The organism is Rhodococcus sp. NPDC003348 (assembly GCF_053589375.1).
In genome coordinates this window covers 54,113-76,715 of the sequence record NZ_JBSFRT010000027.1, presented here as the reverse complement: position 1 = coordinate 76,715, position 22,603 = coordinate 54,113, and the positions used below count along the sequence as shown (strand labels likewise).

21 protein-coding genes are annotated in these 22,603 nt (G+C 69.4%); 6 read left to right on the top strand and 15 right to left on the bottom strand.

Features of this window, described 5'->3' with window-relative positions; translation table 11 throughout:
- The first annotated feature begins 64 nt into the window (after positions 1 to 64).
- Positions 65 to 664, top strand: coding sequence for a transglutaminase-like domain-containing protein (locus ACWDU4_RS18255; RefSeq protein ID WP_450115326.1), 600 nt, complete (start codon positions 65 to 67; stop codon positions 662 to 664).
- A 113-nt stretch (positions 665 to 777) separates the two neighbouring features.
- Here the strand turns inward: ACWDU4_RS18255 and ACWDU4_RS18250 are convergent, their stop codons facing one another.
- Positions 778 to 1,629 (bottom strand): fumarylacetoacetate hydrolase family protein, encoded by an 852-nt coding sequence (locus ACWDU4_RS18250; protein ID WP_450115325.1) that lies wholly within the window; start codon positions 1,627 to 1,629, stop codon positions 778 to 780.
- Positions 1,630 to 1,758: 129 nt separating this feature from the next.
- Here ACWDU4_RS18250 and ACWDU4_RS18245 point away from each other — a divergent pair, with 129 nt between their 5' ends.
- Positions 1,759 to 2,433: a GntR family transcriptional regulator gene (locus ACWDU4_RS18245; protein WP_450115324.1), complete on the top strand. Its 675-nt coding sequence runs from the start codon at positions 1,759 to 1,761 to the stop codon at positions 2,431 to 2,433.
- Here the strand turns inward: ACWDU4_RS18245 and ACWDU4_RS18240 are convergent.
- The 3 genes from ACWDU4_RS18240 to ACWDU4_RS18230 are packed head-to-tail and all read right to left on the bottom strand — an operon-like array spanning position 2,424 to position 4,793.
- Positions 2,424 to 2,840 (bottom strand): MmcQ/YjbR family DNA-binding protein, encoded by a 417-nt coding sequence (locus ACWDU4_RS18240; protein WP_450115323.1) that lies wholly within the window; start codon positions 2,838 to 2,840, stop codon positions 2,424 to 2,426. The genes ACWDU4_RS18245 and ACWDU4_RS18240 overlap by 10 nt on opposite strands.
- A gap of 40 nt (positions 2,841 to 2,880) precedes the next feature.
- Positions 2,881 to 3,615 (bottom strand): GntR family transcriptional regulator, encoded by a 735-nt coding sequence (locus ACWDU4_RS18235; protein ID WP_450115322.1) that lies wholly within the window; start codon positions 3,613 to 3,615, stop codon positions 2,881 to 2,883.
- Between the two features lie 11 nt (positions 3,616 to 3,626).
- Positions 3,627 to 4,793, bottom strand: coding sequence for an acyl-CoA dehydrogenase family protein (locus tag ACWDU4_RS18230; RefSeq protein WP_450115321.1), 1,167 nt, complete (start codon positions 4,791 to 4,793; stop codon positions 3,627 to 3,629).
- A gap of 174 nt (positions 4,794 to 4,967) precedes the next feature.
- On the opposite strand from ACWDU4_RS18230, the gene ACWDU4_RS18225 reads away from it, so the two are divergent.
- Positions 4,968 to 5,969, top strand: a complete 1,002-nt coding sequence (locus ACWDU4_RS18225; RefSeq protein ID WP_450115320.1) for a MaoC family dehydratase — start codon at positions 4,968 to 4,970, stop codon at positions 5,967 to 5,969.
- 16 nt (positions 5,970 to 5,985) lie between these two features.
- The gene (locus tag ACWDU4_RS18220) at positions 5,986 to 7,203 is read left to right on the top strand and encodes a CoA transferase (RefSeq protein WP_450115319.1); all 1,218 of its coding nucleotides are present in this window, start codon (positions 5,986 to 5,988) and stop codon (positions 7,201 to 7,203) included.
- A 33-nt stretch (positions 7,204 to 7,236) separates the two neighbouring features.
- On the opposite strand, the gene ACWDU4_RS18215 is transcribed toward ACWDU4_RS18220, so the two are convergent.
- The 9 genes from ACWDU4_RS18215 to ACWDU4_RS18175 form a co-directional block, all read right to left on the bottom strand.
- Positions 7,237 to 8,538 carry an RNA polymerase sigma factor gene (locus tag ACWDU4_RS18215; RefSeq protein WP_450115318.1) on the bottom strand — a complete coding sequence of 434 codons (1,302 nt, stop codon included), beginning with the start codon at positions 8,536 to 8,538 and terminating at the stop codon, positions 7,237 to 7,239.
- Positions 8,539 to 8,542: 4 nt separating this feature from the next.
- The gene (locus ACWDU4_RS18210) at positions 8,543 to 8,965 is read right to left on the bottom strand and encodes a YciI family protein (RefSeq protein WP_450115317.1); all 423 of its coding nucleotides are present in this window, start codon (positions 8,963 to 8,965) and stop codon (positions 8,543 to 8,545) included.
- A 141-nt stretch (positions 8,966 to 9,106) separates the two neighbouring features.
- Positions 9,107 to 11,566, bottom strand: a complete 2,460-nt coding sequence (locus ACWDU4_RS18205) for an ATP-binding cassette domain-containing protein (protein WP_450115316.1) — start codon at positions 11,564 to 11,566, stop codon at positions 9,107 to 9,109.
- A gap of 58 nt (positions 11,567 to 11,624) precedes the next feature.
- On the bottom strand, positions 11,625 to 12,254 hold the full coding sequence (locus ACWDU4_RS18200; RefSeq protein WP_450115315.1) for a glyoxalase: 630 nt from the start codon (positions 12,252 to 12,254) through the stop codon (positions 11,625 to 11,627).
- Between the two features lies 1 nt (position 12,255).
- Entirely contained in the window at positions 12,256 to 12,666 is a 411-nt protein-coding gene (locus ACWDU4_RS18195; RefSeq protein WP_450115314.1) for a VOC family protein, read from the bottom strand.
- Between the two features lie 10 nt (positions 12,667 to 12,676).
- Positions 12,677 to 13,117, bottom strand: coding sequence for a helix-turn-helix transcriptional regulator (locus tag ACWDU4_RS18190; RefSeq protein ID WP_450115313.1), 441 nt, complete (start codon positions 13,115 to 13,117; stop codon positions 12,677 to 12,679).
- 196 nt (positions 13,118 to 13,313) lie between these two features.
- Positions 13,314 to 15,083 (bottom strand): flavin-containing monooxygenase, encoded by a 1,770-nt coding sequence (locus ACWDU4_RS18185; RefSeq protein ID WP_450115312.1) that lies wholly within the window; start codon positions 15,081 to 15,083, stop codon positions 13,314 to 13,316.
- Between the two features lie 20 nt (positions 15,084 to 15,103).
- A complete protein-coding gene (locus ACWDU4_RS18180) occupies positions 15,104 to 15,946 on the bottom strand; it encodes a mycofactocin-coupled SDR family oxidoreductase (RefSeq protein WP_450115311.1) in 843 nt (280 codons plus the stop codon).
- 184 nt (positions 15,947 to 16,130) lie between these two features.
- The gene (locus tag ACWDU4_RS18175) at positions 16,131 to 17,357 is read right to left on the bottom strand and encodes an oxygenase MpaB family protein (protein ID WP_450115310.1); all 1,227 of its coding nucleotides are present in this window, start codon (positions 17,355 to 17,357) and stop codon (positions 16,131 to 16,133) included.
- Positions 17,358 to 17,518: 161 nt separating this feature from the next.
- Between ACWDU4_RS18175 and ACWDU4_RS18170 the strand changes: the two genes are divergently transcribed.
- Together ACWDU4_RS18170 and helR are read left to right on the top strand one after the other, a co-directional pair.
- The gene (locus tag ACWDU4_RS18170) at positions 17,519 to 18,193 is read left to right on the top strand and encodes a TetR/AcrR family transcriptional regulator (protein ID WP_450115309.1); all 675 of its coding nucleotides are present in this window, start codon (positions 17,519 to 17,521) and stop codon (positions 18,191 to 18,193) included.
- Between the two features lie 279 nt (positions 18,194 to 18,472).
- The gene (gene helR / locus ACWDU4_RS18165; RefSeq protein ID WP_450115308.1) at positions 18,473 to 20,671 is read left to right on the top strand and encodes an RNA polymerase recycling motor ATPase HelR; all 2,199 of its coding nucleotides are present in this window, start codon (positions 18,473 to 18,475) and stop codon (positions 20,669 to 20,671) included.
- A 51-nt stretch (positions 20,672 to 20,722) separates the two neighbouring features.
- On the opposite strand, the gene ACWDU4_RS18160 is transcribed toward helR, so the two are convergent.
- Complete coding sequence (locus ACWDU4_RS18160) at positions 20,723 to 21,514, bottom strand: hypothetical protein (RefSeq protein ID WP_450115307.1); 792 nt, start codon at positions 21,512 to 21,514, stop codon at positions 20,723 to 20,725.
- Between the two features lie 147 nt (positions 21,515 to 21,661).
- Positions 21,662 to 22,486: a class II glutamine amidotransferase gene (locus ACWDU4_RS18155; RefSeq protein ID WP_450115306.1), complete on the bottom strand. Its 825-nt coding sequence runs from the start codon at positions 22,484 to 22,486 to the stop codon at positions 21,662 to 21,664.
- Positions 22,487 to 22,603 lie beyond the last annotated feature (117 nt).

The following is a 22,603-nucleotide window of genomic DNA, read 5'->3' as shown; positions in this document are numbered from 1 at the left end:
CACTCTCGCAATGCCTCGTCAAAAGGATTTGACTGCTCCGCACGGCCCGCACAATGTTCTCGACATGACCACCATCGAAGTAGCACTCGAAACAGCGCCTCCCGAAGCCTATCTGGGCGGTGACGAGTTCATCGATCCACAGGACCGAGCCGTCCAGGAGCTTGCACTGACGGTGCGGCAGCAGGCAGGCAGCGACATCTCATTCACCAAGGCTGCATTCGAATGGGTGCGAGACGAGGTGGCGCACTCATACGACGTCCAGGACCCACGGGTGACGCTGACCGCCGGTGAGGTTCTCGCGCAGCGCGTGGGGCTCTGCTACGCAAAGTCGCACCTACTGACGGCGCTCTTGCGAGCGGAAGGCATTCCGACCGGCCTGTGCTACCAGCGTCTCGCTCACGGAGATGGACATGTCCTGCACGGGCTGGTGGCGGTCCACCTCAACGGCGCCTGGCATCGCCAGGATCCGCGCGGCAACAAGGACGGTGTCGATGCGCAGTTCTCGCTCGACTCGGAACAACTCGCCTGGCGGGTTGACCGCTCCCGGGGGGAGGTCGACTATCCGAAACTCTTCACCTCACCCGCACGGTGCGTGGTCGACACGCTTCGCAGCACCACAGATGTGCTGTCGCTCTACGACACCGGCCTCCCAACCGAGCTCTGACCCGGCGCGCACCAGCGGGGAATCCGGGCCCCGACACCGGCCGAGCCGCATGATCGGACGATTGCTCGTCGATGGACGGCGGCTCGTGCCGCCGCCGGCGATGCCGGAACCCGTCAACCCGCGATCAGGGGATTTCGGAGGGTGCCGACCCCCTCGATCCAGCTGACCAGGGTCTGGCCCGGGGCCAGGAAACGCTGCGGGGTGCGGGCCATGCCGACTCCGTCGGGGGTGCCCGTGAAGATGACGTCGCCGGGCAGCAGCGGGCACACCGACGACAGGTGCGCCACCAACTCCGGGATCGTGAAGATCATCTCGGAGGTGCGACCCTTCTGCAGTACCTCCCCGTCGTCGAGGGCACAGCCGATCTCCAGGTTGTCCCGGTCGGGCAGTTCGTCGACGGTGACCAGTTCCGGTCCGATCGGCGCGAACCCGCGGAAGGACTTGGCGAGCGAGAACTGCGGGGCCGCACCCTTGAGCTGCAGCGTCCGCTCGGAGATGTCCTGTCCGACGGCAACTCCCGCGATGTGGTCCCAGACGTCCGCCTCGCCGACGTGGTCGCAGCGGGTGCCGATGACGGCGACCATCTCGACCTCCCAGTCCACGGTCTCGGTGGGCAGGGCGACCGGCTGCTCGTGGCCGGTGATCGAGGTGGGGAACTTGGTGAACACGGCGGGCACCGGCGGCAGCGCGATGTTGGACTCCGCGGCGTGCTCGGCGTAGTTGAGGCCGATCGCGAACACCTGACGCGGCCGGGGGACGGGCGCACCCCACACCGTGCGTTCGGTGACCGCGATGCGCGGGTGCGCGGCGGCGTCGACGGTCGCGGCCCACTCGACGAAGGCGGCCCAGTCCTCGTAGACGGCCTGCGGGTCGGCGCCGAACCGGCCGCCGCTGGCCGCCTCGACGTCGATGTGTCCGCCGGCCACGGCCAGGGCCAGTCGTCCGTCGATGTTCGCAACCCGCATGACACGTCTCCTCGGTGCAGTGGTCGCCGCGCGGTCCTGCGGCGTGGCACCATCCTGCACCCCGATGGTCGACAAAGCAAGAAAATAACGTTATTTCTCGGGAATGACGTGAGCCGCTAGGGTCGTGCCATGGGAACCGCCAGTCCGACGACCCGCGCGGGCGCGGTGTACGAGCAGATCAGGGCCGACATCATGCGCGGTCGGCTGCAGCCCGGGCAGCGGCTGCGGTTCGTGGAGCTCACCGAGAAGTACTCGGTGAGCCAGTCGGTGGTCCGCGAGGCCCTGACCCGACTGGCCGAACAGGGGCTCGCGATCTCCCTGCCGCAACAGGGCTTTCGCGTCGTCACGCTGTCCCTGATGGACCTCGACGAACTCACCGAGGCGCGCCGGGAACTCGAGTCGCTGGTGTTCCGCCGCGCCGTCGAGCGCGGAGACGTGCACTGGGAATCCGCCGTCGTCGCCGCCCACCACCTGCTCGCGGCGACGCCCCCGGCCACCCCGGACGGCGAGGCGAACCCCGAGTGGGACGACGCCCACGAACGTTTCCACCGCGCGCTGCTCGACGGCTGCGGCAACTCCCGCCTGCTCGAGGTCGCGCTCTCGCTGCGCGAGTCCGCCGCGCTGTACCGGCACTGGTCGGGGCACCTCGGCGACGATCCCGGCCGTGACGTGGCCGCCGAGCACCGCGGACTCGTCGACGCCGCACTCGCCCGGGATGCCGACCTCGCCGCCGAGCGGCTCGCCACGCACATCGAGCGGACGTCCGCCGCGCTCCGGCCCGTCGCCGACAGCGCTCAGGCCTGATGTGCCGCCAACCAGTCCGCGCGTCGCCGGGCGGAGGCGCGGGAGAGCCACGCGTCCTCGATCACCTCGGCGAGTTCGCGGCGGGTCAGCTCGCCGATCCGGCCGGCCCGGACCAGGACCGACGGATGTCCGTCGAAATGCGCGGTGGTGAAGAACGGGGATCGCGGATCCTGCACGAGCGCCAGCTTGTCCGACTCTGACGGCACCCAGATCACGATGACGTCGGTGTAGCGCGCGCCGGATGCGGGATCGACCGCGTCGGGTCGCGGAGTTCGGAAGAAGACGAACGACTTTCCGCCGACCTGGTAGATCGGATTCCCCCGCGGGCCGTGCTCGACGGTGACATGTGGCATCGCCGAGGCCAACTCGTGCACGTCCTCGATGCGTGCGCGGCACCGTGCCGACATGGCCGGCAGCCTACGCCGGATCGGAGGACCGCGGGCATGCTCAGTGCCCGGTGCGCCGCAGGGTGACCCGGTAGGTGTAGTGCTCGGGCAGGAAGTAGCTGACGGCGAGTTCGTCGGCCAGCCCGTCACCGTCGCTGTAGAGGCGGTCGACCCGCAGCATCGGGTGCCCGTCGGCGCAGTCCAGTTGCCCGGCCACCGCAGGTGGTGCAGGCGCCACCGTGATCGACTGCGCGGCTTCGACAATCGGGCTGGAGAGGAGAGGTTCGAGCAGGCCGATGATGGTCCACGCGCTGGACGCTCCGGGCTGCAGTTCCGGTGCGTCGATCACCAGGCGGGCGATGCGTTCGGGCAGCGAGACGGTGGTGACGACGAACGGAATCCCGTCGTGCAGTCGGCGAAACATCATGCGGTACACCACGTCCGTGTCCAGACGCAGGCGGCTGGCGGTCTCGATGTCCACCCGGCGGCGGAGCGGTTCGAGCACCTCCATGGTGGTGTCGGCGGACAGGTTCATCAGGTCCTCGATGGACCCGAGCTGCCGCAGGTACCGTCCGTCCGGCTCGGTCGCGAAGGTCCCGCGTCCGGGCACGCGGTAGACGATGCCCTCGGCGACCAGGTCCTGGAACGCGCGGCGCACCGTCTGCCTGCTGAGGTTGTGTTCCTGGGACAGTTCCGATTCCGTGGGCAGCCGGACGCCGCCCCGGTACCGACCCGACGCGATCTCACGCCGCAACCTGTCCGACAGCACCCGGTACGCCGGCCCCGAATCATTCATCGCGGTTCATTCTAGATCCCGCCGCGCGCCACCAACTGCCCGGCGATGACGTTGCGCTGGATCTCGTTGGTGCCCTCGCCGACGATCATCAGCGGCGCGTCCCGGAAATACCGCTCCACGTCGTACTCGGTGGAGTAGCCGTAGCCGCCGTGGATGCGCACCGCGTTCAGGGCGATCTCCATCGCGACCTCCGACGCGTACAGCTTGGCCATGCCCGCCTCCATGTCGCAGCGGTCCCCGCTGTCGTACTTCTCGGCCGCGTACCGGGTGAGCTGGCGGGCGGCGGTCAGCTTGGTCGCCATGTCGGCCAGGTAGTTGCCGATCGACTGGTGCTTCCAGATCGGCTGCCCGAAGCTCTCCCGCTGCTGCGCGTAGGCGAGCGAGTCCTCCAGTGCGGCGGCGGCGACCCCGAGAGCGCGGCACGCGACCTGGATCCGGCCGGTCTCCAGACCCTTCATCATCTGACCGAAGCCCTTGCCGGGCTCGCCCCCGAGGATGGCCGTCGCCGGGATCCGGTAGTTGTCGAACGCCAGCTCGCAGCTCTCGACGCCCTTGTACCCGAGCTTGGGCAGATCCCGCGAGACCGTCAGTCCCGGGCCGTGTTCGACGAGGACAATCGAGATCCCCGAGTGCCGTGGCTGCGCCTTCGGATCCGTCTTGCACAGCAGCGCGATCAGGCCGGACCGGCGGGCGTTGGAGATCCACGTCTTGGCGCCGGTGATCACCAGGTCGTCCCCGTCCGTCTTCGCGGTGGTGGCCATGTTCTGCAGGTCCGATCCGCCGCCGGGCTCGGTGAGCGCCATCGTCGCGCGGACCTCGCCGGTGGCCATCCGCGGCAGATACTGCCGCTTCTGCTCCTCCGTTCCGAACAGGGTGAGCAGCTTCGCGACGACGGTGTGGCCACCCATCGCGCCGGCCAGGCTCATCCAGCCCCGCGCCAGTTCCTCGGTGACCCGCGCGTAGCAGGGCATCGACACCGGGGAGCCGCCGTACTCCTCCGGCACCGCGAGCCCGTAGATGCCGATGCGCTTCATCTGCTCGATCCACTTCTCGGGGTACTCGTTCGCGTGCTCGACCTCCTGCACGGTGGGTTTGACGTCGCGATCGACGAAGGCCCGCACCGTCTCGACCAGGAATGCCTCCTCGGCATCGAGGTTGTACGCGTTCGAAGAAGTCATGAATCCGTCCTGCGGTCCGCCCAATTTGTACGGCCATATTTGCGCGCCATTCCGAGCCGAGTCAAGGCATTGCCTCAAACACCCTCGGTACGGTACTAACGATTGCGAGAATTTGGCCGGACAAATGTCGAACGAGAGGGACGAACCCGTGACCATGACCTTCCGGAGCGCGCGGTGACCGCCGTCGCGGTCGGCGGACCGTACTTCGACGACCTCGCAGTCGGGCAGGTCTTCGACGACGCCCCGGCCGTCACCCTCACCGGCGGACTCGCGGCCTCCCACCAGGCGATCCTCGGTGACCGGCTGCGGATGCCGCTCGACGCCCACCTGTCGGCCGCCGTCACCGGATCGCCGGCCCCGGTGGCGCACCCCGGACTGGTATGTGACCTGGCGATCGGCCAGTCGACGCTGGTCACCCATCACGTCAAGGCGAACCTCTTCTACCGCGGCCTGCGCCTGCACCGCTTCCCCCACCTCGGGGACACCCTGCACACCCGCACCGAGGTCGTCGGCCTGCGCGAGAACGCCGCGAAACCCGGCCGCGCACCGACCGGGCTGGCCGCCCTGCGCATGCGGACCACCGACCAGGAGGGCCGTACCGTCCTCGACTTCCACCGGTGCGCGATGCTCCCGCTCGGACCGGACGCCGACCCGGGCCGGGTGGTGCACGCGGACGACCTCGCGCAGATCGGGTCGGACGCCGGACGCGACCACCGGGCACCGGCAGGCTGGGACCTCGAGGTGTACCGCGACCGGGTGCCGGGACGGCACTTCACCCCCGAGCTGGCCGGGCTCGTCCTGACCAGCAGCGGCGACGTCGTCTCCAGCGCACCGGAACTCGCGCGCCTGACGCTCAACATCGCGGCCACCCACCACGACGAGCGGGGCGGGCAGGCGGGCCGGCTGGTGTACGGCGGGCACACGATCGGCCTCGCCCTGAGCCAGGCGACACGGGCCCTGCCGAACCTGGTGACGGTGCTGGGCTGGCAGTCGTGCGATCACACCGGTCCGGTGCACGAGGGCGACACGCTGACCAGCGAACTCCACGTCCTGTCCGCGACCGCGCTCCCGGATTCGCGGGCCGGGGTACTCGAACTCCGGTCACTGGTCCACGCGCACGACACCGACGAGCCACGACCGGTGCTCGACTGGCACTTCACCGCCCTGATGGCCTGACGCGAGAGGAAATTTCGTGAACACCACCGCGAACCGGCCGCTTTCGGGCCTCCGTGTGGTCGAGGTGTCGAGCTTCGTCGCCTCCCCGCTGTGCGGACTGACCCTGTCCCAGCTCGGCGCCGAGGTGATCCGCGTCGACCCGATCGGCGGCGCCGCCGACTACCACCGCTGGCCGCTCACCGACGACGGCGAATCCATCTACTGGACCGGACTCAACCGCGGAAAACGTTCCCTCGCATGCGACATGCGCAGCGAGCAGGGACAGGAGCTGATCCAGCGCCTGGTCACAGCGCCGGGTTCCGAGGGCGGGATCCTGGTGACCAACGCGGGCGGCCGCAGCTGGATGAGCCACGAGACCCTCGCGTCACTGCGCCCCGACGTGATCACCCTCGAACTGCTCGGCAACCGCGACGGCACCCCCGGCGTCGACTACACCGTCAACGCCGGGATCGGCTTCCCGCAGATCACCGGGCCCCTCGACCACGCCGGGGTGGTCAATCACGTGCTCCCGGCCTGGGACATGGCGTGCGGGCTGTACGCCGCCCTGGCGATCGCGGCGGCGGCACGCAAACGCGATCGGACGGGCACGGGAGCACGCATCGCCCTCACCCTGGAGGACGTCGCGCTCGCGACCGCCGGCACGCTCGGGTACCTGACCGAACCGCAGGTCACCGGCGGGGGCCGCGAGGGCACCGGCAACTTCGTGTACGGCACGTACGGAGTCGATTTCGTCACCGCCGACGGCGCCCGCTTCATGGTCGTCGCCCTGACCTCGCGGCATTTCCGTGATCTGCTGTCCGTGACGGGAACCGCGGACGCCGTCGCCGCCGTGGAGAAGGCACTGGGCGCCGACTTCTCCACGGAGGCAGACCGTTTCCGCCATCGTGAGGTGATCACCGCACTGCTCCGGGCCTGGTTCGCCGACCGCACCGCGGACGAGGTCTCCGGACTGCTCGCGACGACCTCGGTGCTGCACCGGCGCTACCGCACCTTCACGGAGGTGGCGACCGGCGGCGAGCTGGATCGCAATCCCCTGTTCGAGCAGCTGGAGCAACCACGGATCGGCACCTATCTCGCGGCCGGGCATCCCGCGGCGTTCGACGGGGAGCACTACGCCACCGGGCCCGCACCCGCGGTGGGCGACGACTCCGCCGCCCTGCTGACGGACCTGCTCGGATGCAGCGCGGAGGAGGTCGCCCGGCTGCGCGCCTCGGGCGTGATCCAGGCGCCGTGACGCGGAACCGGCCCACCGGCAGCGGTGCCGCGGTCAGTCGACCTGCAGCGCCGCGGCCCTCTCCGACAGCAGCTTTCGCTCGCGGGCGTTGCCGGTGAGCCGGGCTGCCGCCTCGAACTCGGCCCGCGCCTCCGCGTTCCGGCCCAGGCGGACGAGCAGCTCCGCACGGGTCGCGGGCAGCAGCCGATACCCGGCGAGGCGGCCGTCGGCAACGAGGCCGTCGACGATCTCGAGTGCCGCGGCGGGACCGGTGGCCATCGCGACCGCCGCGGCACGGTTGAGGTCGACGACGGGTGACGGGGCGAGGCGTCCCAGCGCCTCGTAGAGCAGAACGATTCGCTCCCAGTCGGTCTCGTCGACGGAGGCGGCGACGGCATGGCACTCCGCGATCGCCGCCTGCAACGAGTAGGCACCGCGGCCGCGGCCGAGCGCGTCGGCACGGGCCAGGGCCGCGCGTCCACGCACGATGGCGCCGCGGTCCCAGCGGCGCCGATCCTGATCGGCGAGCAGGACCGGGTCGCCGTGCGCGTCGAGGCGCGCCGGGAAACGCGCCGCGGTCAGTTCCATGAGGGCGACGAGGCCGTGCGACTCCGGCTCCGAGGGCACCAGTTCGGCGAGCACCCTCCCGAGCCGCAGCGCCTCCCGGCACAGGTCGGGCCGAATCCACTCGTCCCCCGCGCTCGCCGCGTGACCCTCGTTGAACACCAGGTACAGCACCCCGAGGACCGCGCCGAGCCGGTCACCGAACTCGGACCGGTCCGGGACCGCGAACGGCACCTTCGCCGCCGTGAGCGTCTTCTTGGCCCGCACGATCCGCTGCTGCACCGTCGACGTCGGCACCAGGAACGCCCGCGCGATCTCCTCGCTGGACAGGCCGCCGACCACCTTGAGCGTCAGCGCGACGCGAGCCTCCCGCGAGAGCACCGGATGGCACGAGACGAACACGAGCCGGAGCACGTCGTCGTCGATCCGGTCCGGGTCCCAGGGCAATTCGGCTGCCACGTCCGTCGCGCGGGTCTCCTCCGCTTCGAGATCGCGGGCGATGGCGGCGAGCCGCTCGTCGTACCGCTCCTGTCGGCGCCAGCCGTCGATGGCCTTGCGTTTCGCGACGGCGGTCAGCCACGCGCCGGGGTTCGCGGGGATCCCGGACTCGGGCCACTGCGCGAGCGCGTCGGCGAGCGCGTCCTGTGCGAGGTCCTCGGCGCGGGCGAAGTCGCCGACCATCCGGGTGAGTGTGGCGACGATGCGCGCCGACTCGATCCGCCAGACGGCCGCGACCGAGCGCCGCGCGGACTCCACCGGGTCCGGGCGGCGCTCCATCGGGGCATCGCTCATTCGGTCACGCCTTGCGGCCCTCGAGTTCCTCGCGCCAGCCCTCTTCCTTCTGGATCCACTCGTTGTCCTGGGGAAAGTCCTCGGGGCCGGTCACGCGGCGCACCTCGAGCTTCGTTCCCGGCCCGAGCGGTGCCCGCTTGGCCCACTCGGCGGCCTCCTCCTTGGACGCGACCTCGAGGATCCAGAAGCCGTTGAACAGCTCTTTCGTCTCCCCGTAGGGGCCGTCGGTGACCAGCGGGGTGTCCCCGGAGAAGTCGACGACGAACCCCTCCTCCGCGTCGGAGAGGCCCTCACCGCTCAGCAACACCCCGGCCTTCATCATCGACTCGTTGAACCGGCCCATGTCCTCGATGATCTGCTCGAACGGGATGTCCTTCGACGCCTCGATCGCCTCGTCGGTCACACGCATGATGAGCATGTACTTCATGGTTCGCTCCTTCGTTCTCAGGTCGCGAATCGACCCTCTCATCCGGGACGTCGAACGAACAGCGGGCGGATCGACAGGCCCCGAAAAAAACTTTCGACGCTCGGGTGCGCACCGGCATCCGGTGCGCACCCGACGTCCCGATCAGGCGCCGACGTACTCCGCGAGGTGCTTGCCGGTCAGGGTGGAGCGGCCGGCGACGAGGTCGGCGGGGGTGCCCTCGAAGACGATGCGCCCGCCGTCGTGTCCGGCGCCCGGGCCGAGGTCGATGATCCAGTCGGCGTGCGCCATGACCGCCTGGTGGTGCTCGATGACGATGACCGACTTGCCCGAGTCGACGAGCCGGTCGAGCAGGCCGAGCAGGTTCTCGACGTCGGCGAGGTGCAAACCGGTGGTCGGCTCGTCGAGGATGTAGACGTCCCCCTTCTCCCCCATGTGGGTGGCGAGCTTGAGGCGCTGCCGCTCGCCACCGGACAGCGTGGTCAGCGGCTGACCGATCTTGATGTACCCGAGGCCCACGTCCGCCAGGCGCGCGAGAATCTTGTGCGCGGCCGGTATCTTCGCCTCGCCCGAACCGCCTTCTGCGCGGCCCGTCCTCCCTCCGCTCCTCGCTCCTTCGTCGCTGCGATGCTCGGTCGTCCTCCTGCCGCTGAAGAACTCCTCGGCCTGCGCGACGGACATCCCGAGCACCTCGGCGATGTCCTTGCCGCCGAACGTGTAGTCGAGCACCTCGGCCTGGAAGCGCTTGCCCTCGCACACCTCGCAGGGGGCGGAGACCCCGCCCATCATCGCCAGGTCGGAGTAGACCACGCCGGCGCCGTTGCAGTTGGGGCATGCACCCTCGGAGTTGGCGCTGAACAGCCCGGGCTTGACGCCGTTGGCCTTCGCGAATGCCTTACGGATGTGGTCGAGGAGTCCGGTGTAGGTGGCGGGGTTGCTGCGCCGGGAACCCTTGATCGCCCCCTGGTCGATCGACACCACGCCCTGCCTCTTGGAGACCGAACCGTCGATCAGGGAGCTCTTGCCCGAACCGGCCACACCGGTCACCACCGCGAGCACGCCCAGCGGGATGTCCACGTCGACGCCGCGAAGGTTGTGGGTGTCGGCGCCGCGTACCTCGAGCGCACCGGCGGAGGTACGCACCGTCGTCTTGAGCGACGCCCGATCGTCCAGGTGCTTGCCGGTGAGGGTGCCGCTCGACCGCAGGTCGTCCACGGTGCCCTCGAACACGATCTCACCGCCCTCGGTGCCTGCCCGCGGGCCGAGGTCGACGACGTGGTCGGCGATGGCGATCGCCTCGGGCTTGTGCTCGACGACCAGCACGGTGTTGCCCTTGTCCCGCAGCTGCAGCAGCAGGTCGTTCATCCGCGCGATGTCGTGCGGGTGCAGGCCGATGGTCGGCTCGTCGAAGACGTAGGTGACGTCGGTGAGAGAGGACCCGAGATGCCGGATGAGCTTGGTGCGCTGCGCCTCTCCCCCGGACAGCGTGCCGGCAGGACGGTCGAGGCTGAGGTAGCCGAGCCCGATCTCGACGAACGAGTCGAGCGTCTCCCCGAGCGACTTGAGCAGCGGCGCGGCCGACGGCTCGTCGAGGCCGCGCACCCACTCGGCGAGATCGCTGATCTGCATGGCACAGACGTCGGCGATGCTGACTCCGCCGATCTTCGACGACCTCGCCTCCGCGCTCAGCCGGGTGCCCTCGCAGTCGGGGCAGGTCTGGAACGTGATCGCGCGGTCGACGAACGCCCGGATGTGCGGCTGCATCGCCTCACGGTCCTTGGACAGGAACGACTTCTGGATCTTCGGGATCAGGCCCTCGAATGTCACGTTGACACCGTCGACCTTGACCTTGGTCGGTTCCTTGTACAGCAGATCGTTCAACTGCTTCTTGGTGAACTTGGCGATCGGCTTGTCGGGGTCGAAGAAACCGCAGCCCCGGTAGATGCGGCCGTACCATCCCTCCATGCTGTAGCCGGGGATGGTCAGCGCACCCTCGTTCAGCGACTTACTGTCGTCGTACAGCGCGGTCAGGTCGAAGTCGGAGACCTTGCCCATGCCCTCGCAGCGCGGGCACATACCCCCGGTGACGCTGAAGCTGCGACGCTCCTTGACGGTCCGGCCGCCCTTCTCAACCGAGATCGCCCCCGCCCCGCTGACCGACGCGACGTTGAACGAGAACGCCTGCTGCGAGCCGATGTGCGGCTTCCCCAGCCGGCTGAACAGGATGCGCAGCATCGCGTTCGCGTCGGTCGCGGTGCCGACAGTGGAACGCGGGTTGGCACCCATCCGCTCCTGGTCGACGATGATCGCCGTCGTCAGGCCCTCGAGCACGTCGACGTCCGGCCGCGCCAGGGTCGGCATGAAGCCCTGCACGAACGCGCTGTAGGTCTCGTTGATCATCCGCTGCGACTCCGCGGCGATCGTGGAGAACACCAGCGAACTCTTGCCCGAGCCGGACACACCGGTGAACACCGTCAGCCGCCGCTTCGGCAGCTCGACGCTGACATTCTTGAGGTTGTTCTCCCGCGCACCGTGCACGCGGATCAGATCGTGGCTGTCGGCGGCGTGTGACGGCGGTGACGTCGTGCTCGCGGCCTTGGTCATCGTGTCTCCCTCTGTCGCGTTCGGTGCGGTCGACCTTCCTGTCTACCCGAAGCCACCGTCATCCCGCGGCGGTCTCCCACGCGAACCCGTCCGGGTCGGTGAACGGCCCGGCGGTACTGCCGACGGCGATCCGGTGCGAGCCGCTGCCCTCCGGGGACACCCCCGCGTTCTTCGCCAACGCCCGGCGCCCGTTCAGTGCCAGAGTGACGCCGGCGGGCGAGGGCTCGAACTGAACGTACTTGCGGCCGAAGCTCTTCTGCACCACCAGTCCGCGGTCGACGTAGAACTGCTTGCTCGCCTTGACGTCCTCCACCCCGAGTAGCAGGACGAGTTCCTCGAACTGCCGGGCCGCCGGTCCCACGTCCTTCTTCGACGAACTGGCGATCGTCCAGATCGCGCCGTCCGGTGCCTGCACCGCACCGCCGTACCCCCACATGCTCTTCCGGGCCGGCTTCAGTTCCGTCGCACCTCCGTCGAGGGCAGCGGCGACGTAGGCGTCGACGTTGCTCGGCTGGGACACCACGAGCGACAGCGTGTACCCGCGGAAACCGGTCGTCGGGGTCTCGGCGGCGCGAACCGCCACATGGTCGCCGACACCGAGGGCGGCGTAGAACGCCTCGGCGGCCGCCGGATCGGGAACCTCGAGGGTGAGGGACTTGATGATCGTCTGTGACTGGGTGGTTGCCATGTCAGTTCACCTCGTTGATGCGAAGCAGGTTGCCCGCGGGATCCCGCACGGCGCAGTCGCGGATGCCGTAGGGCTGCTCGATCGGTTCCTGGACGATGTCCGCGCCGTTCGCCTCGAGCTTCGCGAAGGTCTCGTCGAGGTCGGGGGTGGCGAGGGTGAGGATCGCGTACGTCCCCTTGGCCATCATCTCGGTGATCATGCGGCGCTCGTCGTCGGTGATGCCGGGGTCGGCGGCCGGCGGGTGCAGGACCAGGGAGGTGTCGGGCTGGTCGGGGTGGCCGACGGTGATCCAGTACATGTCGTTGTAGCCGACCTCCTTGCGGACCTCGAAACCGAGGATGTCGCGGTAGAAGCCCAGGGCGGCGTCGCGGTCGTTGTGCGGGAGGAAGGCGGAGTGAATGGTGATGTTCATGGCGATCACGCTATGCGCGGCTCGCGGTGGACGCTTCTCGATTCCTGATCGGTCTGGTGACCTGCTTCGTGACGCACGACGGCATCTCCGCCGCGGAGCGCTCCTGCTCCCGGTAGACGCTGGGCGGGACACCGACGAGCTCGGTGAAACGGGTGCTGAACGTGCCCAGCGACGAGCAGCCGACCGCGAAGCAGACCTCGGTGACGCTGAGGTCACCGCGACGCAGCAGCGCCATCGCGCGCTCGATGCGCCGCGTCATCAGATAGGCGTACGGCGGCTCGCCGTACGCGCGCCGGAACTGGCGACTGAGGTGCCCGGCCGACATGTGCGCGTCGCGGGCCAGCGCCTCCACGTCCAACGGCTGCGCGTACTCGCGGTCGATCCGGTCTCGCACCCGGCGCAGCCGGGCGAGGTCGCGCAGATACTGCGCTTCGTCGGGTCTGCTGGTCACCCCCGCGATCGTTCCGCCTCCCACCGGAGTTGTCCAGCGCGACCCGCATCCGGCCCGTCCGTCGACGCCGCCCGAGTCGGTCCCGGTCGAGGACCTCCGGGACCGAATCGAGCGGCGCGTGCGGGCGAGGGTTGCGAATTCACTTGCGCAGAAGCAACTCTCGGCAGCGCGGCAATCCGCCCGTGATGCGGAGCGGTCAGCCGAGCGCGGGCAGTTCGATCCCGGCCAGGTCGGCCTTGATCTGCAACGCCAGGTACCTGCCGTAGGTGCGGACCAGCGCCAGGTTTCCGCCGTGGATCCAGAACCGGTCGTGCCCGGACCGCCGCCACACCGACCGCAGTTCGCCCTCGTCGTCGAGATCCCAGACCGGTCCGCAGGCGTCGGCGACGGAATCGCCGAGAACGCGGCGGGCGGTGTCGAGGATGCCGCGGAACCCGGTCGCGCAGACGATGGTGTCGGCCGGTACACGGGTGCCGTCCGACATGACGAGCCCGTCGGTGTCGAGCCGTTCGATCGCCCCGGAGACCAGCCCGATCCGGCCGTCCGCGACCAGGGGCGCGGCACCCACGTCGATGTAGTAGCCGCCGTTGCGCGTCAGGAACAGCGTCGAGGCGCCGGTGCCGTCCGGGCCGCCGTTGTGGTCGAACCCGCGGGCGGTCAACGCGTCGAGCAGTTCCTGGTCCGCGTCGGCGAGCATGCTCACCCACGCGCGCAGCCCCGCCAGGTACTGCGGATCGCGGCGCGCCGAGGAGGCGGCGATCAGGTCGCCGATGTCGGTCCGCTTGTGTTCCGCGTTGCGGATCCCGTCGCCCTGGTACATGGACCGCGCGCTCACCACGTGTGTCGGCCCGCGCTGCACCAGCGTCACGTGCGCACCCGACTCGTACAGGTCCTGCGCGATGTCGTGGCCGCTGTTGCCGGTGCCGATGACCACCGTGCGGGTGCCACGCCGCGCCGGCTCGGTCCGGTACCCGCTCGAGTGCAGCAGCTCCCCGGCGAACCGGTCGGCTCCCTCGAACGTGGGCATCACCGGTTCGGTGCCGCTGAGCCCGGTGGCGAGCACCACGTGCCGCGGGCGCAGGGTGCGCCGGGTGCCGTTGCGGTCCACCTCGACGGTCCAGCGGCGTTCGGCCGGGTCGAACGCCGCCGCCGCGATCCGGGTTCGGTTCCACACGTTGAGTTCCATCGCGCGGGAGTAGATCTCGAGCCAGTCGCCCATCTTGTCCTTGGGCGTGAACACCGGCCAGTTCGGCGGGAACGGCATCAGCGGCAGGTGGTTCGACCAGACCGGGTCGTGCAGCACCAGCGAGTCGTATCGGCCACGCCAGTTGTCCCCGACCCGCTCCGCCCGGTCGACCAGCAGGGTCCGGACGCCGAGCGCCCCGAGTTCGGCGGCCAGCGCCAGACCCGAGTGCCCGGCACCGATCACCAGGACGTCCGGATCCCCGTCGCGGCAGTCGAGTTCGCGGGTCCGGCGCGCCGCCCAGTACTCCGGCTCCTCCCCCGCGGCCGGCGTGCCCTCGGGCCGTCGCTCGCCGATTGCCGGTTCGTGGCCCGCCAGGGAGTCGAGCGAGGTCAGGATGTTCCGCGCCCGCCAGCCGCCGTCCTCGCGAACGAGCCGGGCGACACCCCGGACGTGGCCGAGTCGAGTGTCGAACCGGAACAGCAGCTGGATCATCGGCGCGCCCGAGCCACTCGGCACCTCCACCGGCGGCGCCACCGGATCCAGCCGCTCACCGTGCACCTGCTGGTCGACCGCGGACGCGAGCAGGGTGTCGATCCGCATGCCGCCGTGCAGGCTGCGCAGGTCGCCGGAGAAGGCGAGCAGGTCGCGCCACCACAGGTCGGGATGCAGTATCGCCTCGGCGTCGATACCGGTGCGGAGCAGGTCCGCGAACCGGGACAGCCACTCCTGCGCCGCATCGGCAACCGTGTCGACCGCGAGGGAATCCAATTGTGTTGTCATGTTCACTCTTCCGTGCGTTCTCAGCGGGTGGTGAACCCGGCGTCGACCCTGAGCTGGGTTCCGGTCACGTAGCGCGCCTCGTCCGAGGCCAGGAAGAGCACGGCATTGGAGACGTCGATCGGATCCGCCCAGGGAACGGGGATCGCGTTCGCTCCGGCGAACAGCGGAGCCACCTGTTCCTTCGTCGGATGGTCGACGCCGGGCAGAAAGAGGTTGAAGCAGCGGTCGTTCATGAGCATGTCGGTGTCCGTTGCGCCCGGGTGGACGGTGTTCGTCCGGATGCGATACCCGCCGAGTTCGTTGACGAGGGTGCGCATCAGCCCGACCACTGCGTGCTTGCTGGCCGCATAGGCGCCGGCATTCCGCGTGCCCTTGATCCCGGCCGTCGAACTGGTGATGACGATCGATCCCCCGTCGCCCTGCTCGATCAGGTGCGGGACCGCGGCCTTGCACGTGTGCCACACGCCCTTGAGGTTGACGTCGAGCACGTCGTCCCACTCGGCCTCCGTGATCCGGTGTGCCGGTTCACCACTGATGAAGATGCCGGCATTGGCCACCACGATGTCGACGCGGCCCAGCTCGGCCACACCGCGGTCGAGGAAACCGGAGACGCCCTCGAAGTCGCGGACGTCGACCTTCCCCGTGACGATGCGGCGACCCAGGCGCTCGACGCCGCGGGCGGTCTCGGCGAGATCGTCCTCCGTCGCGGCCGGATAGAACGGGGTGACGGTGTCGATGCCCTCGGCCAGGTCGAGGGCGATAATGTCCGCACCCTCCTCCGCGAGCCGCAGCGCGTGACTGCGCCCCTGCCCCCGTGCCGCACCGGTGACAAAGGCCACCTTCCCCGCTACCCGCCCGGCCATGCCGCTCCTTTCGATCGCCAACGTGTTGGCCGAAAAGTAACGACGGTCACACCTGCAGCCGCCTCGCCGTCCCGGCCAGTGGGATCCGAGTGCGACCGGCATCACACCCACCGGGCCGGCCGGGCCGCGAGGCCGCCCCGGTCGCAGAATCGCTTACCCCGGAGGCGGTTCGACGGCGAACGGGTCAGTTGTAGTGCGGGTTGTTGGCCTGCGGGATCTCGATGCTGATGGGCTTCAGTTCCGCCATGTAGACCAGCACGAACTGGCGGAGCAGTTCGTCGAAGGTCCAGTACGCCTGCGGGGCGAGAGGGAGCGGGAGCAGCCCCTCCCGTACCGCGATGAAGGGCGGCCACGCCACGTCCAGCAGGGGCCCCCACACCGGCTCCCGCGGGATCCGCAGCCAGTCGGAGATCTGATTGCCGAGAGTGAACCGGGTCAGCGCACCCAGGATGGGCCTGCTCAGCAGCGTGGCATCGAGCCCCGAGCCGAGGTCGAGGAGGATGTCCGCCAGCTTGATCCCCTCGGGGGTCGGGGCGAGCACCGGATCGAGCACCTGGGTCGCCTGGGACTCGGCCTGATCCCACGAGCCGGGGATGTACTGGTCCTCGATGCCGAGCATGTGCGCGCTGACCTGCCAGGAGTGCAGGAAGGCATCGGCCTCGGCGGCGGGAATCGGCACCTTCCACTTCCGCAGGGTCCGCATGACGGTGGTGGGCAGGCTGTGCCAGGTGACCATCATGTCGTGCTGGCTGATCGGAATGTCCTCGGGTGCGGCGCCGACCCAGTGCGGGGACTGCGGAAGCACGTGGCGCACCGCGGCGTGGACGAGGCGGGTCTTGACGGCGGTCACGATCATCGAGCCATCGGGCTGGTACGCGTTGCGAGACCCGATGTCGTAACCCAGTTTTGCGGTCTTGGAGATGCGGTCCTTCATGTCCGCGCCGCCCTGGGAGTAGTAGACCGCGCGCGCCTCCTTGGGGATGACGGTGCTCATCATGCCGCTGGCGAAGCCGTACAGGACGCCGAGATAGAGCCCGCGCTTCTCGTTGAACTTCACCGCGGTGGCGAGCTTGCCCTGATCCGTCCAGGCCGGGAGCTGCCGGGCCCGTTCCATGAAGTCGCGCAGATCGGTGGGCAGGCCGTCCGGCAGCGGTTGCCCGTTCCGGGTCCACTTCCGCAGGAGTTCGTTCACCTTCGGCACGTCACCGCGGTCGAGGAGCGAGGCCACGAGGGGATCGGCCTCGGTGTCCCAGACCTGCCGCGGGTCCGCCCCACTGCCCGCGCCCACCACCGAGCCGGCCGGTGACCACCTCCACGGTTGTGCGCCGGCCGGTGCGGCCATCGCGAATGCGCCGAGCGCGCCAAGCGCCCCGCCGGCCTTCAGTAGGTTTCTCCTGCTCAGGTACTCCATCTCGGCTCCCCCGCCCAACGCCTGAATGATTGATGATGCAATGAAACATGCGCTGTAACTCTGTAACATTGTCTAGCATGTTGTGGCGGACGTCACAACATGTCCAGTCGGCGAAGGCTCGGTGAAACGAGGCGTAGCGTCGGCGCTTTCAGGAGGTGATCGTGAAACCCACGTCGTCCGCGCCCGTCGCCGCGAACGCGAAGTCCCTGCTCGAACGGGCGTACTCCGACGCCGTCGAGCAGGCCGACGACGGCGACCACACCCGAACGCGCCTCCTCGACGCCGCCTACGAACAGTTCTGCCGGATGGGGATCCAACGTTCATCCATGGACGAGGTGGCCAAGCGGGCCGGCATGTCCCGGATCACGATCTACCGGAAGTTCGAGACCAAGGACGCGCTGGTCGACCAGGTCGTCCTCCGGGAGTTCCGCCGGTACTTCACCCGATTCCTCGACGACATTGCACAGGCACGGACCGCCGCCGATCGAGTCGTGCTCGGCTTCGTGAGCTCTCTGCGCGCCATTCGGAGCAACCCCCTCATCGGCGGACTCATCGAGACGGAACCGGCACTTGCCGGTTCCGTCGTCGGCGGCGACGGCGGAACGCTCGCCGCGGTGCAACAGTTCGTCACGGGCCAGCTCCACCGTGAGCAGCGCGCGGGCAACGTGTCACCCGATCTGGACACAAACCTGGTGGCGGAGATGATGGTTCGAGTGTCGGCGTCGTTCCTCACCATGCCCAGTCGCATCATCGACCTCGACGACGAGGCCCAATTATCCATGGTGGCAAGGCAATTCCTCGTGCCTATGCTGGAGCCGCCGACCGCGTCGGCCTGACGTCGGCCATCCGCAATCAAGCACGCACTGCCGTGCGACTGGCGGATCCGGGGACGAGACCAGGGAGTACCAACTCCCTTCCACTTTCAACATATAGCGCACCGGGGGGCTTGCGGCAAGGCCCCGGTTGTGCCGCAGAATCGCTGACCTAACCGAGGACGACCCACCGTCGACACCGCCACGACCGGCGCCGACGGTGCGCACTCGGCACGGTCGGGCGAGACAGGCCGACGTGTCCGAGTGAGGGCGGGGTCGTCGCAGCAGCGAAAGTGGGGGCGAGTGACAACTCAGGGATACGAAGAGGAATTGCGGTCCGAGCAGGGCTACGTCGCGGGGCTCTACACGCGGCTCGACGCCGAGCGCGCCCGAGTGAAGGACAGGTACGGCGCGGCGTTGCGGGGACCGGTCGACCTCACGAACGGCGGGACACTCGTGGCCCGCGACGACGAGGTGCGGGCTCTGGCCGCGGAGGCGAGGCGACTGGACGTGGCCGACAACGGACTGTGCTTCGGCCGGTTGGACGCCACCTCGGGGGAACGTTCCTACATCGGCCGGATCGGCATCTTCGACGATGCCAACGAGTTCGAGCCGCTGCTGCTCGACTGGCGTGCGCCGGCCGCACGCGCGTTCTACGTCGCCACCGCCGCGAACCCGGAAGGCATGAGGCGGCGCCGTCAGCTCCACAGCCGCGGGCGACAGGTCGTCGACTTCACCGACGAGGTCCTCGGCCGCCCCGACGGCGGGGAGCGCGGCGGCCGGGGCGACGCCGCCCTGCTCGCGGCGGTCAACGCGCCGCGCGGCGACGGGATGCGCGACATCGTGGCGACCATCCAGGCCGAGCAGGACGAGATCATCCGCCTCGACCACCCCGGCGTGCTGGTCATCGAGGGCGGTCCGGGCACCGGCAAGACCGTCGTGGCGCTGCACCGCGTCGCGTACCTGCTCTACACGCAGCGGAAGCAGATCGAACACCACGGAGTGCTCGTGGTCGGCCCGAACTCGGCGTTCCTCAACCACATCGGCCGCGTGCTGCCGTCGCTGGGCGAGACCAATGTCGTGTTCACGACCACCGGCGACCTGGTGCCCGGCCTGCACGTCACCGCCGAGGACGCTCCCGACGCCGCCCGGCTCAAGGGCTCCCTCGCGATCCTGGGGGTGCTGGCGGCGGCGATCGCCGACCGGCAGCGACTTCCGGAGGATCCGCTGCCGATCGAGCTGTCGGGTGTCGCGCTGCGGATCGACGCCGAGACCGCGGAGTGGGCCCGGGACGAGGCACGCGCGAGCGACTTGCCGCACAACGAGGCCCGCGCGGTGTTCCGCGAGATCGTCACATACGTGCTCACCGAGCGCGCCATCGGCCGCATCGGGCGGGGGTGGCTGTCCCGGAAGGACAGCGGCGCCCGGGAACAGCTACGGACGGAGCTGGTCGCCGAGCTCGCGGACAACGACGGGTTTGCCGCCGCACTCGACGAACTCTGGCCGACACTGTCTCCGGAAACCTTTCTGGCACAGCTGTTCTCGTCCACTGATCGACTGCAGGCGGCGGGTGCCGACCGGTCGTTGTGGCGTGCGGACGGCGACGCGTGGACGGTGTCGGACGTGCCCCTGCTCGACGAACTGGCCGACCTGCTCGGCCGCGAGAAGTCGGTCGACCCGGACGAGGCGCGCGAGCGGAGAGCCCGGACCGACTACGCCGCACGCGTGTTGGACGGTCTGGTCGCCCGCGCCGATCACATGGAGGACGACGACCTCCGCCTGTTCGCCACCGACGTGTTGGACGCCGAAGGTCTGGCGGAGCGCTTCCTCGAGCGCGACACCCGGGAGCTCGCCGAACGCGCTGCCGCGGACCGCGACTGGACCTACCGGCACGTCGTGGTCGACGAGGCCCAGGAACTGTCCGAGATGGACTGGCGGGTGCTGATGCGACGCTGCCCGGGTAAGTCCTTCACGGTGGTCGGCGATCTCGCCCAACGCCGGTCGGCGGCCGGAGCGACCTCGTGGGCCACGATGATGGAACCGTACGTGCCCGGCCGCTGGGTCTACCGGCCCCTGTCGGTGAACTACCGCACGCCCGCGGAGATCATGACCGTCGCCGCCGCGCTGCTCGCCGAGTTCGCACCCGGCGTCCAGCCGCCGGATTCGGTCCGCTCCTGCGGCGTCCAGCCGTGGTCCAGGCGGGTCACCGCGGACGAACTGCCCACCGCCATCGAGGAGTTCGTTCGCGAAGAGGAGTGTCGCGAAGGAACCAGCATCGTGATCGGGCCACCGGGAGTGCCGGGCGCGGTGACGCCCTCCGAGACGAAGGGTCTGGAATTCGATGCCGTTCTGGTGGTGGAGCCGGAGCGGATCCTCGCCGGACCCCGTGGCGCGGCGGAACTCTACGTCGCCCTGACCCGCGCCACCCAACGTCTCGGCGTCCTGCGCCTGGGACCACTACCGCAGTCCCTGACCGGCCTCGCCGAAATCGGCTCACCCTGACGGAACTCGGGTGACGGGCTCGCCGGGTCACGACCGGACGGGCGGGGCGGACTACTGGCGTAGCAGGCTCGAACCGACTTCGGCACTTCCGACGCCCGGGTCCGCCGAGCCGGCGGACCCGGTCCCGCCCGCCCCGCCGGAGGCCGCGCCGTCGGCGGGTTCGCGCACGTAGCCGTAGATCTTCGACGGGGCGGTCGACGTGCCTCCGAAGTAGAAGCCCGCGAACCACTTACCGGTGCTGGTCGGGTTGTCGGGGCAGGAGCGGGGAAGCGTTGCGGTCTCGTGGATCTCGCGTCTCCGGATGGTGCCGTCGATCGCGAAGCGGTAGACGGAGCCGTCGATCTGGATCGAGTACCGCAGGGGCTCGTCGGCCGCGAGGTCGTCGTGGGAGAGGGTCACCAGCGCGACGTCCGGGTACTGATGCACGCCGTCGGCGTTGGCGTAGGGCACGAGTTCGAGTACCCGCGGCGACGTGTCGGTGCGCCACCGCCAGCCGAACATGGCGCCGTTGCGCGCCAGATCGATGTCACCGCAGTCCGAGAAGCCGGGCAGCTTGTTCCAGTCGAACTGGTCCTCGGGCTGGGTCGGCGAGGTGAGGACGTACTCCGCGGTGGTGGTCAGGATGAAGTCGTAGGTGCGCGACGCCCCGCCGGGGCTCACCCATCCCGCCAGGGGCCCGGACACGCCGGCCGGGCGGCCCACCACCGCGGTGTGCGCGCCCTTCTCGATCGTGTAGCTGGACCAGCCGGGAGGGGTGTCGGGGGCCAGGCAGCCGCTCAGCGCGGTGGCCGCGACCAGCGTGGTCGCGACGATGCCCGCCTTTCGAATGATCGTGCGGCCCATGGGTCACCCCTCCGATTTCGTCACGGGATGCTCCCACACACTCCTTTCCCGCACACCGTTTTTCCACGGCAGACGGAGTGACCGGGCGGCGATGTCGCCGAACCCGGCCCGAATGCCTCACGTCGTCAAGCTGACCGCAGCAGCCGCTCAGCGGGCGGGTGCCACGGGCTGAAACGGCCGGAACTCGTCGCGGCCGGACCGGATGACCCCGGCGTGCGCCTCCGGCACCTCCTGCCACAGGCCTTCGAGGTCGCGGAGCGGTTCGGACACCACGAACCGGGTGTCGTCGCCGTAGTGGCGCAACACCTCCACCTCCGGGTGGAGAGCTCGGACCTTCTCGATCGCGGTGGAGTAGAACAGCGACCGCGTCCGCTGCTCGGTCGAGTACCGGAACACCCACACGGAGACACCGTCCGTGGTGGCGATCGTCGCCTGCACCGGGTCCTCGACGCCGCACCGGGCCCCGACATCCTCGACGTATCCGACAGCGCGAGCGACCGCGGAGAACGGATCGTCGGTGAGGCCGAACGTCAGCGCGAGGAAGAACAGCATCTCGGAGTCGGTCGACCCTTCGATCGCGGGGAAGAGCACGGGGTCCACGGCCATCGCCAGGTCCCGCTTCATCTCGGCGAAGCCCCGCAGTTCCCCGTTGTGCATCCACAACCAGTTGTCACGGCGGAAGGGATGGCAGTTGCTGCGCTGCACGGCGGATCCCGTCGACGCCCGCACGTGGGCGAACAGCAGCGGCGTCCGGATCTGGTGAGAGATCTCCTTGAGATTGCGTTCGTTCCACGCCGGCTCGACACACTTGAACACCGCAGGCCTGGCGCCCTCCCCATACCAGCCGATCCCGAACCCGTCACCGTTCGTGGTCGTCGCCCCCATCTGCGAGTGCAGGCTCTGGTCGATGAGCGAATGGACCGGCCGGAAGAGCAGGTCCTCGACGAGAATCGGATCGCCGGAGTACGCCATCCACCTGCACATACCCCATTCAAACGCCCACCGAGCGGGGTGTGTCAACACCTACTCGTTCACCGATACCGAGAACACCCAACGCTGGTTGCAGCGAATCACTTTTCCGCCGCCGCA

What these genes read in the sequence shown, in the direction of transcription:
- ACWDU4_RS18255 (WP_450115326.1), top strand. Translation starts at nt 65, where the DNA reads ATGACCACCATCGAAGTAGCACTCGAAACAGCGCCTCCCGAAGCCTAT.
- ACWDU4_RS18250 (WP_450115325.1), bottom strand. Translation starts at nt 1,629, where the DNA reads ATGCGGGTTGCGAACATCGACGGACGACTGGCCCTGGCCGTGGCCGGC.
- ACWDU4_RS18245 (WP_450115324.1), top strand. Translation starts at nt 1,759, where the DNA reads ATGGGAACCGCCAGTCCGACGACCCGCGCGGGCGCGGTGTACGAGCAG.
- ACWDU4_RS18240 (WP_450115323.1), bottom strand. Translation starts at nt 2,840, where the DNA reads ATGTCGGCACGGTGCCGCGCACGCATCGAGGACGTGCACGAGTTGGCC.
- ACWDU4_RS18235 (WP_450115322.1), bottom strand. Translation starts at nt 3,615, where the DNA reads ATGAATGATTCGGGGCCGGCGTACCGGGTGCTGTCGGACAGGTTGCGG.
- ACWDU4_RS18230 (WP_450115321.1), bottom strand. Translation starts at nt 4,793, where the DNA reads ATGACTTCTTCGAACGCGTACAACCTCGATGCCGAGGAGGCATTCCTG.
- ACWDU4_RS18215 (WP_450115318.1), bottom strand. Translation starts at nt 8,538, where the DNA reads ATGAGCGATGCCCCGATGGAGCGCCGCCCGGACCCGGTGGAGTCCGCG.
- ACWDU4_RS18210 (WP_450115317.1), bottom strand. Translation starts at nt 8,965, where the DNA reads ATGAAGTACATGCTCATCATGCGTGTGACCGACGAGGCGATCGAGGCG.
- ACWDU4_RS18205 (WP_450115316.1), bottom strand. Translation starts at nt 11,566, where the DNA reads ATGACCAAGGCCGCGAGCACGACGTCACCGCCGTCACACGCCGCCGAC.
- ACWDU4_RS18200 (WP_450115315.1), bottom strand. Translation starts at nt 12,254, where the DNA reads ATGGCAACCACCCAGTCACAGACGATCATCAAGTCCCTCACCCTCGAG.
- ACWDU4_RS18195 (WP_450115314.1), bottom strand. Translation starts at nt 12,666, where the DNA reads ATGAACATCACCATTCACTCCGCCTTCCTCCCGCACAACGACCGCGAC.
- ACWDU4_RS18185 (WP_450115312.1), bottom strand. Translation starts at nt 15,083, where the DNA reads ATGACAACACAATTGGATTCCCTCGCGGTCGACACGGTTGCCGATGCG.
- ACWDU4_RS18180 (WP_450115311.1), bottom strand. Translation starts at nt 15,946, where the DNA reads ATGGCCGGGCGGGTAGCGGGGAAGGTGGCCTTTGTCACCGGTGCGGCA.
- ACWDU4_RS18175 (WP_450115310.1), bottom strand. Translation starts at nt 17,357, where the DNA reads ATGGAGTACCTGAGCAGGAGAAACCTACTGAAGGCCGGCGGGGCGCTT.
- ACWDU4_RS18160 (WP_450115307.1), bottom strand. Translation starts at nt 21,514, where the DNA reads ATGGGCCGCACGATCATTCGAAAGGCGGGCATCGTCGCGACCACGCTG.
- ACWDU4_RS18155 (WP_450115306.1), bottom strand. Translation starts at nt 22,486, where the DNA reads ATGGCGTACTCCGGCGATCCGATTCTCGTCGAGGACCTGCTCTTCCGG.